Origin of the sequence: Nodosilinea sp. FACHB-141 (genome assembly GCF_014696135.1) — a bacterium.
Taxonomy (GTDB): Bacteria; Cyanobacteriota; Cyanobacteriia; order Phormidesmidales; family Phormidesmidaceae; genus Nodosilinea.
In genome coordinates, this window is sequence record NZ_JACJPP010000007.1 from 349,854 (window position 1) to 363,427 (window position 13,574).

Annotated in this window: 13 protein-coding genes; 6 read left to right on the plus strand and 7 right to left on the minus strand. The window is 57.9% G+C overall.

Annotation, left to right across the window (positions count from 1 at the left end):
* Positions 1-157: 157 nt before the first annotated feature.
* Positions 158-1,381, plus strand: a complete 1,224-nt coding sequence (locus H6F59_RS05000; RefSeq protein ID WP_190522085.1) for a hypothetical protein — start codon at positions 158-160, stop codon at positions 1,379-1,381.
* A 91-nt stretch (positions 1,382-1,472) separates the two neighbouring features.
* On the opposite strand, the gene thyX is transcribed toward H6F59_RS05000, so the two are convergent.
* From thyX to H6F59_RS05020, 4 genes are all read right to left on the minus strand, one after another.
* A complete protein-coding gene (gene thyX / locus H6F59_RS05005; RefSeq protein ID WP_190695944.1) occupies positions 1,473-2,195 on the minus strand; it encodes an FAD-dependent thymidylate synthase in 723 nt (240 codons plus the stop codon).
* 18 nt (positions 2,196-2,213) lie between these two features.
* Complete coding sequence (locus H6F59_RS05010; RefSeq protein ID WP_190695948.1) at positions 2,214-3,266, minus strand: hypothetical protein; 1,053 nt, start codon at positions 3,264-3,266, stop codon at positions 2,214-2,216.
* A 168-nt stretch (positions 3,267-3,434) separates the two neighbouring features.
* On the minus strand, positions 3,435-4,520 hold the full coding sequence (locus H6F59_RS05015; protein WP_190695951.1) for a DUF6765 family protein: 1,086 nt from the start codon (positions 4,518-4,520) through the stop codon (positions 3,435-3,437).
* A gap of 193 nt (positions 4,521-4,713) precedes the next feature.
* Positions 4,714-5,298 carry a hypothetical protein gene (locus tag H6F59_RS05020; RefSeq protein WP_190695954.1) on the minus strand — a complete coding sequence of 195 codons (585 nt, stop codon included), beginning with the start codon at positions 5,296-5,298 and terminating at the stop codon, positions 4,714-4,716.
* Positions 5,299-5,517: 219 nt separating this feature from the next.
* On the opposite strand from H6F59_RS05020, the gene rsmI reads away from it, so the two are divergent.
* The gene (gene rsmI, locus H6F59_RS05025) at positions 5,518-6,396 is read left to right on the plus strand and encodes a 16S rRNA (cytidine(1402)-2'-O)-methyltransferase (RefSeq protein WP_190695957.1); all 879 of its coding nucleotides are present in this window, start codon (positions 5,518-5,520) and stop codon (positions 6,394-6,396) included.
* Positions 6,397-6,428: 32 nt separating this feature from the next.
* On the opposite strand, the gene H6F59_RS05030 is transcribed toward rsmI, so the two are convergent.
* The gene (locus H6F59_RS05030) at positions 6,429-7,550 is read right to left on the minus strand and encodes a peptidase M42 (RefSeq protein ID WP_199325608.1); all 1,122 of its coding nucleotides are present in this window, start codon (positions 7,548-7,550) and stop codon (positions 6,429-6,431) included.
* A 271-nt stretch (positions 7,551-7,821) separates the two neighbouring features.
* On the opposite strand from H6F59_RS05030, the gene H6F59_RS05035 reads away from it, so the two are divergent.
* The 3 genes from H6F59_RS05035 (at position 7,822) to nth (ending at position 10,079) form a co-directional block, all read left to right on the plus strand.
* Entirely contained in the window at positions 7,822-8,256 is a 435-nt protein-coding gene (locus H6F59_RS05035) for an Rrf2 family transcriptional regulator (protein WP_190522099.1), read from the plus strand.
* Between the two features lie 9 nt (positions 8,257-8,265).
* Entirely contained in the window at positions 8,266-9,228 is a 963-nt protein-coding gene (gene cysK / locus H6F59_RS05040; RefSeq protein WP_190695960.1) for a cysteine synthase A, read from the plus strand.
* 182 nt (positions 9,229-9,410) lie between these two features.
* Positions 9,411-10,079: an endonuclease III gene (nth, locus tag H6F59_RS05045; RefSeq protein WP_190695962.1), complete on the plus strand. Its 669-nt coding sequence runs from the start codon at positions 9,411-9,413 to the stop codon at positions 10,077-10,079.
* A gap of 21 nt (positions 10,080-10,100) precedes the next feature.
* Here the strand turns inward: nth and H6F59_RS05050 are convergent, their stop codons facing one another.
* Both H6F59_RS05050 and H6F59_RS05055 read right to left on the minus strand, forming a co-directional pair.
* Positions 10,101-11,123 (minus strand): MBL fold metallo-hydrolase, encoded by a 1,023-nt coding sequence (locus H6F59_RS05050; protein ID WP_190695964.1) that lies wholly within the window; start codon positions 11,121-11,123, stop codon positions 10,101-10,103.
* A 182-nt stretch (positions 11,124-11,305) separates the two neighbouring features.
* On the minus strand, positions 11,306-12,298 hold the full coding sequence (locus tag H6F59_RS05055; RefSeq protein WP_190695966.1) for an endonuclease/exonuclease/phosphatase family protein: 993 nt from the start codon (positions 12,296-12,298) through the stop codon (positions 11,306-11,308).
* An 11-nt stretch (positions 12,299-12,309) separates the two neighbouring features.
* Between H6F59_RS05055 and H6F59_RS05060 the strand changes: the two genes are divergently transcribed.
* Complete coding sequence (locus tag H6F59_RS05060) at positions 12,310-13,524, plus strand: MFS transporter (protein WP_190695967.1); 1,215 nt, start codon at positions 12,310-12,312, stop codon at positions 13,522-13,524.
* Positions 13,525-13,574 lie beyond the last annotated feature (50 nt).

The following is a 13,574-nucleotide window of genomic DNA, read 5'->3' on the forward strand; positions in this document are numbered from 1 at the left end:
AGCGCTTTGGAGGGCAGCAAAAAATAAGGAGCGCTTTAGGGAAAGTTAGCTAAAATTACAGCCGTATTTGCAGAGAAACCGGGGTTCTATACCCACACGTTCCCGAATTGGTCGCCTAACGGGTTTCTCGAGTGAGGAGTATAGGGAGCTAATTTCCATGAAACCAGTCTGGCCCAACGTCCCCCTTAGCCGCTGGTCAAAGCGGCTGTTTAAGTCGCTTGCGCTGTTTATTACCTCGGTCTTTCTGGTCACTGGCCTATCGGTGCCAGGGTACGGTGCGGCTCAGCCCACAGCGCTAACGCCCAACACTGATGCCGAAGCTGGATTGGAAGTGTTGATGGCCCAGGAACCGAACACCTCGGGCAACGCCACCCTCTACTTTGAAACCTCTACCTTTACCATTAGCGTCTTTCCCAGGAATTCTCAAACCCTGCGGATGAATGTCTACAACAGAGAAACTCGGCAGTCTGAACAACTCAATGCTCCTGTTACCCGCCGCGACGGAATTATCAGTAGCGACTGGATAAGCTATGACAGCTTTGGCTCGCGCGGAGGCCGCAACGTTGTCTACCGGGCTAGTGGCAACCTAAGAAACAACCAGGCCCGCCTCGAAATCGTTGAGGTCTCCACCAGTGCCATATTGCTGAGCCAAAACAGCACCAGCGTTCGAGACTTCTTCCTTCCCGGAGCTAACCCTAACCCTGGCCCTAACCCTAACCCTGGACAGGGCGACCTGCTCAACCGCACGCTTGTGGGCTTTGATACCCAAAATCACTCGGTTCGGGTGTTTAACGACAACGGCGTAACCAAGCTGAATGTCTACAACAGAGTCTCTGGTCAGCCGCTGGTCAATGGTCTGACTGCCACCGCAGAAGCCACTGAGATTGCCCCCTACCGATGCTGGGTCAACTACTTTGGCGGTCAAAGTTATGGCGGTGCTGCGGCCCGCTACTTCGTTCGAGTCAGCGGTGATGGACAGGCACGGCTGGAGGTGATTGCCGCCAACGGCGGGGTGCTACTGTCAGAACCTAGAGTCAACTCTGCGCCTCTGATCACTAATATTCCCCAGGCCGATCGCCCCGCTTGTTTTGGCAGCGGCGCCACCGTGCCCGATGGGGCTGGCCTAGAGCCTTTTGTGGCTGCCGTCTTTGGTGGTGACAATGAACTCCAGCGGGTGCGCCAGGTGCTACCTAGTGGCAGCAGCCAGGGTGTAGGTGGTTTGACCTGCGTCATCAACCCTCGCTTTGAGGATGCGCCCCAGGGTCGATTTATCAGTGCGGCGGAGTGCAGCGATCGCAACGACGCCAGTGCGGTAGTCAATTTCTTGCGGGGCCGCGGGCTCAACTCTCGCTTGGTCTATCGCAACTTTAGATATCGCTAGAGCTGAGTAGCCGGAGTTCTCGGCCAGAAGTCGAAAAACACGCAAGAAAGGGGGAGACAAGGCTGTCTCCCCCTTTCTTGCGTCATGGACTTTACGGGGCTAAGCGGGCCTTTTTGAGGCGGTTCTCTTCATACCAAGCGGCGATCGCCGGTACCCAAGCGGCAAAGTGGGGCCAGATCTCTTCGCACATCTTCTGCGCCTCGAGTTGGGCGTCGGCCTTCCAGCGTAGGTCGAGCAGGTGCATTACCGATCGCACATTGGCCGACATCACCCAGTGCTGACGAATATCAAAGGGAATCAGCCCCCGAGCGTGCTCTTCGGCAAAGCCCTGGTCAATACGGGTCTTGTAGCGACGGCTGGCTTCCAGGCACCAGTCAACATCCTGCTGGCGAGCTTCAGGGGTGTATTCGTACTTCTTGCCCTGGCGATCGGTGTAGTAGCCCAGGGGTCGCAGGTAGAAGACTTCTTCCACCTCGCGTTTGCCGTCTACCACGTCGAGAATGCGCTGCCCGGTATATCGAAAACTCTGTACATCGAACGAAACGCCGACCCGATGAGTACGGATCTGCTGCATGGTGCTGTGGGGAAACCAGCCGACGTTAAACACAATCTGCGGGTGCTCTAGTGGGCCGTAGTGACCCCGTCCGCCCTTGAGCAGACTGGTGACTAAGATTTCGCCGCAGCGCTCCTCGCTGGGCCATTGCGCGCGATCGTGCGCCACAAAGCCCTCAGCGTAGTCTTGGTGCATGGCGGCATACATGGTCTGTTGAGGGTTTGGGGTCTGGGAAATGACCTCAACGGTGAAGCGATCCATAGCGCAGATTTCTAGAGTTTAAATGTCTAAGTATTCCACGTATTCAACAGTGCGCCGTCCCTTGGGAGCAGATTCAGACGCACGAGTCGGTGTGGTGGTAGATGCCTCTGGCGTTTTTTCTAAGGCGCTACTTGAATGCTGCTCCAGGCCGATTTGCTCTGGTGATGCTTCCAAATGCCCCAATTCTGAGGGCTTGAGAGATTCTGAAATGTCTGGTGCTGCAACAAACTGCGGCTCTAATTCTGGCTGTTTCAGCTCGGCAGCGTCGGATGCAAAGTCTACAACGAAGGCAGCGGAGGAACTTGGCGGTAGTGGTTTGGCCGATCGCAGTAAGCTCTGCCCCTCTTCTAGGGCCGATCGCACGATCGCATCGCTCTCTTGGCCCAGCCGGATTTGAAAGCAGTCGAGCAGGTGCGATCGCACCGACATTCCCACCAGATACTCTTCATTGCCCTGGGCCAGGCGTACCAACCGTCGTACGGCCACCAGACGCTTTAGCGGGTCAGGGTGGCTCAGCAGACCCAAATTGTGATCCACCTGAGTTACGGGGGCAGCATCCCACAAATCATCGCTGCGCTCGGTCGAACGAGACGATCGCAGCAGTGCCCCCACCGCAAACAGTGCTAGCGCTCCCTGTCCGGTGAGCAGCAGCGCCATCAGCAGCGAGTGGGTATTGTGCCACAGGGCGGTAAAGGTATAAGTGCTAACTCCCGTGACCAAACCCAACATCAACGCCTGCTGCTGTGGGGTAGACGGCAGCGGTAGCCCCTGCTGAAGACGCTGCATCAACCCCTTGCGCTGACGCGGCGAGAGCTGCAAAATCTGTTGATAGGCCACCAGCCCGATCCCCGCCGAGATGACCAAGGCACCGTTGACCAGGCCCAGGGCCAAGCTACCCAAGCCCAAGCCCCACATCTGAGGATGCTTGAGCAGCAGCGATCGCCCCTCAGCGCTGTTTTTCGACCACGGCAGCGACAGCCGCCACCCCTGACGCAGAAGCGCTGACCTAGGGCGCGGCGACGGCGGCGGTGAAACATTTAGAGCGGGTCGAGAAATAACGGGAGAAACCACGGGAAGCTTGTTGTAGGCGTGATGAACCAAGGCTTAGCATAGCCTGCCCCCCTATCTTAGGCTCCTTTTCGCAGGAAAACTAAAAGCTCCAGCCCTCGAAATTATCTAATAATTGCCGACAGCTAACCCTCTCCCTCTCCCTCCTTACCTCCCTTATCTCCCCCACCTCTAAGCCACACAGATACCGTACTGAGGCAGCAAATCATGGATGACATAAAAGTGGTGAGCTCGCAGCGCATCGTGAAAAAGCTTCCAGTTGCTGTCTAAAAACTGGGGCGAGTAGGGCAGGCGAGACTCTATGCGATGGCCTAAGGCCGGTCTTTGACCATCGCCCTCGCCGACAATACCCAAAGCCTTGTGTTTCCACGAGCCGTAGCCATTAGCGATATAGCTCACCTGGGCAGGGCCAAAGCTAAAGGAACCCTGGGCAATGTGGTCTATCCACTGGCGGTGACGACAGTCGCCCTCTCCTAGAGTGGTTTCAAACAGCATCGCGATTTTGTCCTTGTCGGCCGCTGGCAGCCCTGGCACATCGGCATCGGCATTCCCCAATCGGTAGCGCTGCATGGCTTTGCAGAGTTCATTAGCCGCTGCCAGATAGTCTTTGGGGTTGTCGCGGCTGATTTTTTCGCCCCGACCGTTGGTGTAGCCCCAGCGCAGGTAAGGTTTATCGGGGTTGCTCAGCACCGTGCCGTGGCCCAAAGGCAGCGCTCCGCCAATGAAAAAGCCCTTGAGTCGATTCATCAAGCTTTGATCGGGCCTGTCGTTGCCGTCAACCAGGTCACGGGCGCTGTTGATTTCGTGGCTGACCCCCGCAAAGCCCTGGTGAGCCCAGGTATCGGCAAACACGTGCAGGGTAATGCCCAGGCGGTGCAAACCATAGCTGCGGTAGCGCTGCTCAATACACTCACGCACCATGGTTTGGGCGACGGGGCTATTGGGTCGGCAGATCAGTTTTTCAATAAAGGTGCCCGGTGGGTCTTGGCCAGCCGGTAGACCGCCGTTGCCCGGCAAAAAGTGAAAAGGGATCCACACCTTGCAATTCGCCAGTTCTTTGAAGTTGCGGTAGTCGAGCATTTTGTGGGCCGAGCTGATGCGATCGAACATCGCGCCGTTGTCGAAGCGAATCAGCCCCGCTTGGGTAGAGTCGTCAACATACTGAGCGCTGTGGGCCACAATGTCGGCCTCTTGGTGCTCAAAACCGGCCAACCGGGCGCACACGTAGGTAACCCCGTGGTGAAAATCAATTTGCATAACACTGCACGGCTAGCGGCGATCGAAGGGCAATACATCCCAAAACCCAGGGTATGGGTTAGTGTGCCCTGCCAGCGTTAAGCATTGTGATGTGGGGTCTAAGGGTTTCAGGTTTAGGGTTCAGGGAGTAAGAGTTGCGATCGAGGTTACGCCCTAACCCTTATACCTTGCACCCTGAACCTTTTATCCTCTCTTAGTTGACTTGGGGAGTCGCGCTGGTGGCTTGCGATCGCGCAAACGACTGGTGAATCGCATTCAACACCGGGTCGATATCGTCGGTGGTGTCGCCGTAGTAGCTGGTAATGGTGGCGGTTGCGGTAGGGTAGCCCACGTAGGTGATGAATGCGTTGGGCAACGCATCAGGAATGCCGCTAATCCAGAGGCGCACGGCGGTGACTCCGTCGATGGTGACGGCATCGTAGCGGGTGACGGTGTAGCCATTGGCGCGCAAAGACTCTAGCGACTCGCCCACGACCTCGCGGGGAGGTGCCTCCTGCCAGGTGACCTCGGTGCGCATGGCGGGCAGGCTGCCGCTGGCTCCGGCGCTATCAGCGACGAGTTGGGGGGCATCGGCTTGCTCACTCACCTGCCACCCGGCCGGAAACGCAATAGAGAATAAATCTGCGTAGCTGGCGGTTTCTAAAACCGGGGGAGCCTCGGCGGCGGGGGCGGCCTCAGCCGCTACCAGTTGGTCTGGAGCCTGCGCCAGGGCAGGAGATAGGCCAACGGTCAGGGCCGCTGCTCCTAGTATTAAGGCCCAGGTTTTAAGTTGTCCCATCACGACTCTCCCTTGTACTGACTCAACCACTGCTGTTTAGTATGGCCCATGGATAGGATAGGGCGATCGCCTTGCGGGCAGGTCTCCACCGTCACTTCGAGGGCGGCTCTTTGAGCATTGCTCTGGGGATGGTGTTCTGCCCTGGCCCTAGGCGCGAATGCAGAAACTTGCTCACCTGCCAACGCTACACTAACCTTTTAGACCCACCTCTCTCTGCCCATGCCCCCGGCCCCCGACTCTGACCCTAAACCTGGCCATCTCTACGTGGTGGGCACGCCTTTGGGCAATCTCGAAGATATGACTTTCCGAGCGGTGCGAATGTTGCAGTCGGTTGATTTAATCGCTGCCGAAGACACTCGCCACACAGGCAAGCTGCTCCAGCATTTTCAGATCACTACGCCGCAGATCAGCTACCACGAGCACAACCGCCATAGCCGCATCGGCGAGGTGCTGCACCACCTGCAAGCGCGGCAGCACGCCGTCGCCCTAGTGTCAGATGCGGGGATGCCAGGCATTTCTGACCCCGGCTATGAACTGATCGCAGCCTGCGTGGAGGCTGATATTCCCGTGGTGCCAATTCCAGGACCAACGGCGGCAATTACGGCGCTGTGCGTGGCAGGGTTGCCCAGCGATCGCTTCGTTTTTGAGGGCTTTCTGCCCCTCAAGGGTAAGGAGAGAACCGCGCGGTTAGAGGCCATCGGCCAAGAAGATCGCACCATTGTGCTCTACGAAGCACCCCATAAGCTGCTCAAAACCCTTGAGGATTTGGTAGCGGCTTTGGGGGGCGATCGCCCCGTCACTCTAGGCCGCGAGCTGACCAAACGTTTTGAAGAATTTTGGCGCGGCACCCTAGGCAGCGCCTTAGCTCACTATCAGAGCGAAGCCCCAAAGGGCGAATTTACCGTTGTTATCCAGGGGGCGACCCATGCGGTTCCGGTACTGTCTGAGCAAGCCATCAAAGCCGAGCTAGAACGTTTGTTAAATACGGGCATGTCTCGCGCCGATGCCAGCCGTCAACTGGCTAAAGCGACGGGGCAATCGAAGAAAAACATCTACCAACTTTCCCTTGGTATTGACACCGAAAACCCTGCCAACTAGAGGTCTGGCCCTATTGCCCTCTGCCGATAGCATCAGTCCAGATAGGTCTGCAATAGGCGAATTACCGCTGCGACCGAGGCCAGCGATGCCGTCTCCGTCGCGGTGTGGTACTCAGTGGTAGGAATTTGCAGCGTGGTGCCGGTCACTGATCCTTCTGTAGCGGCGGTGAGGCGACCCATCTCGGTGCGGCCCAGGGAGTAAGGTTTTGGGCGGCCCAGGTTTTGGGCGGCGATGTAGTCGTCTTTATAGCTGTAGGAAATGTCGAGCTGGGTGCAGCGATCGGCTAGCTCTTGGGTCGTAGCAGCGGCAAAATCGGCGCTGGCGTCTTTACGGCGCAGGGTGACGAGCTGTTGGTCGGCGGCTTCGCGGCTGTGGTAGGGGCTGGTGTCGAGGGCCACCAACCGCTGAGTTGCGATGCGCTGCCGCTGAAACCACGAAAGGGCATAGCGCCAGCTGCGGCCCGACTCTTCCTGGGCGGTGAATAGGGCCGTGCCCTCGAACCCGCAGCGAAATAAAAAAATGATGATAGCGGCGCTGATCACGTTGTCGAGCTGAGCCGAAATGTAACCATCCTTAAATTGCAGACGATCTAAGAATGAAATCGGGGTACCGGGCTGAAGGTAGTCGAGCCCATCGACCTCAAAAATCAGGTTCTTGCGCTCGGGGCAAATGTAGGAGTTGGTGATGATCCCCTGGCCGATGTAGGTGCCGGTGTAGGGTAGGTGAGCCTGCACCCGCTGCCCCTGAAAGCGGTTCTCAATGGTGTGGAGCATTTGTTCAGACACCGAGTCGCCGGTTAACTCACTCTGGTTGCCCGCAATGAAGGCGGCGTACTGAAACTCGTTGGGGCCGGTGCAGAGCAGCCCGTGGCGATCGATGTGGGCCGACAGCATCAGGTCGTGGGGGCGGCGACCTTGGGCCACCAGCACGCCATGATAGTAGCTGACCTCAGCCCCCACTTCATCTAGTTCGCGCCGCAGCACTCGAAAGAACGAGTCTTCGCTGCCGACCACCGAGGGTTCGCGAATTAGAAATTGCAGAATTTCAAGAAAGTCGGCTAGGCCTTCTAGGGGTGTTGGGGCAGGGGCTAACGAAGACTGGGTTGAGGCCGCGGGGCCAACGAGTTGATCCACAACCAGGTTCAGTGGGCTCATGGGAAAGGGCCTGCCAGAGGTTTGCCTGCGGTGCTGAAAACGTGACTGGGAGGGATGACGCTGGAGCGACGGCCGGCAGCGAGAACGCGATCGCCTCTATATCTATGTATCCCAGAACACCTTCCGCATCCTAGAACAGTACCCCGAAGCCCTGTGACGTTTAGTGAAGCCCAATACAAATCCCGCAGTTTTTTCGCGATCGCATAATCCTGCAAACCCCAGTGGAGAACCGGAGTATAATAGAACGTATCGCTCTTTACCCCGCTTCCCTGTGGATTTGTCTTCTAAAAGTGAATACGCGCTGCTAGCGCTGCTAGAGCTGAGCCCCCACTATGCCAGCGGCGAGCCGCTGCAAATTCGGCAGATTGCTAGCCAGCAGAATATTCCCGATCGCTATCTAGAGCAACTGCTGGCCACCCTGCGCCGGGCGGGCCTAGTCAAGAGCCAGCGCGGGGCACGGGGGGGCTATCTGCTGGCCCGTGATCCGTGGAAGATTACCCTCTATGATGTGGTGAGCTGCATAGAAGGGTTTGAGCCCCAGGCCGACCCCACCCAGGTGTCTAACACGCCAGAAGCGCAGGTTATTCAGGGCGTGTGGGGAGAGGTGCGCCAAGCCGCCGAGGGGGTGCTGCAAAAGTACACCCTGCAAGACATGGTCGAAAAGCGCAACGCCCAACAGCAAGTCGACATTATGTATTACATCTAGGCCAGGCCCATGCGAATTGCCGAAAACGTGACTCAACTCATTGGCCGCACCCCGCTGGTGCAGCTCAACCGCATTCCCCAAGAGGAAGGCTGTTTGGCCCGGCTCGTGATCAAGCTGGAGGGCATGAACCCCTCTGCCTCTGTTAAAGACCGCATTGGCATCAACATGATTGAAGCCGCTGAAGCCGAAGGGCTGATCACCCCCGGCAAAACCACCCTGGTCGAGCCCACCTCGGGCAACACCGGCATTGCCCTGGCCATGGCGGCGGCGGCCAAAGGCTACCGCCTGATTCTCACCATGCCTGAAACCATGAGTTCCGAGCGGCGGGCCATGCTGCGGGCCTATGGGGCCGAGCTAGAGCTCACCCCCGGCGTAGCCGGAATGTCGGGCTGCATTCAGCGGGCGCAGGATATTCTCGACAGCCTGCCCGATGCCTATATGTTGCAACAGTTTCGCAACCCAGCCAACCCCGACATTCACCGCCGCACCACCGCTGAAGAGATCTGGGCCGATACCGATGGCCAAGCCGACATTCTGGTGGCGGGCGTTGGCACGGGCGGCACGATTACCGGCGTGGCAGATGTGCTGAAGCAGCGCAAGCCGGGATTCAAGGCGATCGCCGTCGAACCCATCAACAGCCCAGTGCTCTCAGGCGGGCGACCCGGCTCCCACAAAATCCAGGGTATTGGGGCGGGGTTTGTGCCCGAGGTGCTGAACGTAGCCTTGATTGACGAAGTGGTGCAGGTGGCCGATGAGGATGCGATCGCCTACGGTCGCCGCCTCGCCCGCGAAGAGGGCCTGCTCTCGGGCATTTCCACCGGAGCCGCCGTCAAGGCCGCCGTGGAGGTAGGTATGCGCCCCGAAAACGACGGCAAGCTGATTGTGATTATTCAGCCTAGCTTTGGCGAGCGCTACCTGAGCACGCCACTGTTTCAAGACCCCGAGCTGATGGCCCCCTTGGTGATGAGCTAGTAGTCTGCCAATCCAAAGGTGATGGGTTAGCGAGGTACAGGGTTCAAGGTTTAAGGTTCACGACTGGACTTGAACCATACACCATAGACCCTAAACCCTAGCTATTTGAGCCTGTCACAGTTAGCTTACTTAAGTGCAGTTTCTCTAAGATTCTGTCAATTAGTCCTGCAACCTGTAGCCTAGTGACTGCCAAGGAATTTGACATCGACCGGGCGATCCCGCTGCTGCGTAAGGCCGTGGCCCCGTTTCCCAAAGCTGCCATGTTTCAACTGGCGGAAGAGGGCTTTGACTCGCTCTACGAGCAGCTCGTCGCCTGCATTATTTCCATTCGCACCTACGATGAGGTGAGCGTGGTGGTGGCGCAGCGGTTGTTTGCTCGGGCGCGATCGCCGGAGCAAATGCTAGGGCTAGAGGTAGAAGAGATTTTGGCCCTCATCGACGGGTCTACCTTCGCCGAGAACAAGGCCCCACAGATCTACCAAGTTTCTCAGCAAATTTTGGCTGAATGGGGTGGCAACCTGCCCGCCGACCCCGAAGTGCTGATGCAGTTCAAAGGGGTGGGGCCGAAGTGTGCCCACTTAGCGCTGGGGGTGGCATTGGGCCACCCCTGCATCAGCGTCGATGTGCATGTGCACCGGGTCACTAATCGCTGGGGCTATGTGCAAACCAAATCGCCCGAAAAGACAATGACAGCCCTGGAAGCCAAACTGCCGCAGCCCTACTGGGTTGAAATCAATCGGCTGCTGGTGCCCTTTGGCAAGCACATCTGCACAGGCAATCGGCCCAAGTGTGGGCGTTGCCCCCTAGCTGATATGTGTGCTCAAGTGGGAGTCGCAGCGGCGACTCCCTAGTACTCCCTTAGGAATTCAGGCCTAAAGCGCCTTCACAGCCTCTGGCTGCGTCGCTAAGTATTGCTGAATTGAGGCAGCATCGTCCTGACCCAAGGTGATCTGGTTGTAGGCTGCTTCCAGATTGCCGGAAAATAGCGCCTGGAACCGGAAGCTGCTGTACTGGGTGGGTAAGGGGGTGGCTAATGCGTCTTCCTTACTGATGCCTGCGGCTTTCCAGCCCTCGGCCAGAGTAACTAGATTGTCCAGGTAGCTCTTGAAGGCAACTAAACCCTCGATATCTGTGACGGCACCATGCCCTGGCAGTAGCGTAGCTGTGGGGTAGTCAATCGTGAGCTGCTCTAGGGTAGCCTGCCAGGCGCGAATATTACCGTCGGACACATAGGGAACGCTCTCGTTGAACAGCAAATCGCCCGCGATTAGCACGTTGGCATCGGGCACGTAGACGACAACATCGGTGCCGCCAGAGTGACCTTCAAACTCGCGAATTTGCACGCTGCGCTGGCTTTCTGCCGGTTCTTGCCCATCGCTCAACCACAGATCCCAGGTGCCGCTGATGCTCACGTCGGGCGGTGTGGGGTTGGGGTCATTCTCGCCGTTGCGAGTAAGCATGAACTCGCGAATCGGACCACGCCCAAGAATCGGCAGCTGACGGCTAGCAGCAGCTGGATTTCCCCCTGTGTGGTCGAAGTGGTAGTGGGTGTTGACCACGTACCTTACCGGCAGATCGGTGAGGGTGGCCACGGTTTCAAACAGCAGGTCGCCTAAAGCTTCAGTTTGAAACGGATCGACCACCAGCACCCCGTCGCTGCCGATGACGATGCCGCCATTGCAGATTGCCATGCCCGGGTCGGCGGGCGGAAAGTCTACGCTAGCGATCAGCCCATAAACGCCATCGCTCAGTTCCTCTAGGGTGAGCCCGGCTGACTCTAAGGTGGCGGGGGTAGGGGTATCTTGGGCCGTAGCACGAGGTTGCAAAGTAATCAGACCCACTGCCGTCAGCGTCACCAGTAGCAGCCCTAATACCCATTGCTGTAGCTGTTTCATTGCTTAAAGTCCGGGAAAAATACGATTTGCGGTTTGTCACCCTAAAGTGAACACGTTTCAAACTACAGTTGTTCCACAATATCGAACTTTAGAAATTCTGGCTAGGTGGTCAAGCAATGCCATAGGCTAGAGTCACCTTCATCTAGCAGTATCGAATCCTTTCTGAACCCTCTTTTATAGAATCAGCGCAACCGCACCTCAGCCTGGATGGGCAGATGGTCCGATGCCTGAGCCGCCTCGGCAACGACTTCGGCAGACACCATCTCTAGGGTTTCTGGGGTGTAGAAGATGTAGTCGAGGACGTACTGGGGCTGGTCAGACGGAAAGGTGAACGACGACGGGGCTGTGGGCAGTGCCGATGCCAGCACCGGGGAGTCGAGCAGGATGCCAATCGATCGCGGATCATCGCCCTCGTCACGGTTGAGGCTGCTGTTAAAGTCGCCTATCAGCAGCACGGGGTAGTCCTCGGCGTAGCCTTCGGCTAGATCCCGTACTACTTTGGTTTGGCGGATTCGGGTCGGGGCGTCAAACGCTTCGAGGTGAACGTTGATCACGATCAGGGTTTGGCCCGATACGTCGATTTCGGTGACTTGGGCAACGCGATCGAGGTACAGCGCATTGTAGTAAAACGGATTCGTCGGCACCTTCTCTAGCACTAGGCGTTCGTTGCGGCGAACGGGATAACGGCTGAGCACGGCCTGCCCGGAGATTACTTGTTTGTAGTGGGCCTGGGGTGGCCAGTAGGGAAAGGGCACGTAGCGTTTGTCCCAGTTAACGGCGATCGCCCCAAAGGCCATCTCCAGCGCCGCCGAAACCGCATACTGCTGGTTGAGGTTGAACGATCGGTAGGCGTCAAAGTCAATTTCTTGCAGCGCCAGAATGTCGGGCTGGAGGGTTTCTAGGGCAGCGATCGCAGTGGCCTGGTTGTCATCAAAGAGCGCTTTGTCGCGCTCGACCGCCTGCTGGTTCGTCAGCCCCGACAGGTAGCCAATGTTGTAGCTGACTACGCTAAGCTGCTCAGGGTTGGCAGTGCCGGAAGGGTAGGCCTCGTAGGTGACCAGGTCGTCGTAGTCTGCCTCATTCCAGTTGGGCGAGCTGATGTAGGCGAAGGTGCCCACCAGGGCCACTACCGGCAGCCCCAGGGCGATCGCCACCCCTAAAATAATGTTTTTCATGGACTAATTTTATGGCCTCAGCTGACCCCTCGCGCCTGCCGCTGCGGTTTTGGATTGCCGCGTTGGTGGCGTTTATCAATGCGGTAGGGTTCACGCTGATTATTCCGCTCATCTACCCCTATGCGGTGGAGTTTGGCCTCAGCGATTTTCAGGCCAGTTTGCTAACTACGGCTTATGCTGCAGCCCAGTTTATTGCCACCCCCATTTTGGGGCGGCTCTCCGATCGCATGGGCCGCAAGCCCCTGCTGATTGTCAGCTTGCTGGGCACGGTGGCGGCAAACCTGATGGCGGGGCTGGCCCCGGTCGCCTGGATGCTGTTTGTGGCGCGGCTGCTCGATGGGATCACGGGCGGCAATACCTCCATCGCCCAGGCAATTGTCAGCGATATCACCACGCCAGAGCAGCGGGCGCGGGCCTACGGCATTTTTGGGGCGGTGTTTCGGCTGGGGTTTGTAGTGGGGCCGCCCTTGAGCTACGTGGCACAGCTGGTGCCGCCGCTGCCGGGGTTTACTAGCCTAGGCACGGGATTTTTGTTTTCGGCGGCGATCGCCCTGTTCGCTACCGCGCTCTGCCTGGTGCTATTGCCAGAAACACTGGCAACCGGCTCCAGCAGGTTTCAGTTTTCCTGGCAGGACTTCGGCTTTGGTCGGCTGGTCAGGTCGGCCACCGATAAACGCTTTGGCCGCATTTTTTGGCTGACCTTCTTTAGCGGCTTCACCTTTACGATCTTTACCTTTGCGTTTCAGCCCTTCTTTCTTAAGGTGCTGGGGCAAGACGCTCGCAACCTGGCGATCATGTTTGCAGCGGTGGGGATGATTGGCTTTGTAACTCAGGTGTTTGCCCTAGAGCCGCTGCGGCGACGGTTTCGTCTGGTGCAGATTTTAGCGGGGGCGTTGGCCGCGCGGGGAATTTTGTTTTTGCTGATGCCCGCGTTTCCCAACATCGTGGCGTTTGTGGCGATCGCAGTCGTCTTTAGCGCTGTCAACTCGTTCCCCATGCCGCTGATCGATGCGCTGCTGTCGCTCAACAGCGGCCCGCGCGAACAGGGGGAAGTGATGGGGCTAAACGCGTCGTATCTGAGCATTTCCAATGCGATCGGCCCGGCGACAGCGGGGCTGCTGGTCAGCGTCAGCTACAGCTTTCCGTTTTGGATTGCTGGAGCGCTAACGCTGCTGACCGCCTGGTTTGCCATGACGCTTTCTGGGCGCGGCATAGCAAAGGCATAAGGATTCAGGACTGTGGGATAGCCATCTTGGCTGTCCATGGTCAGGCAGGA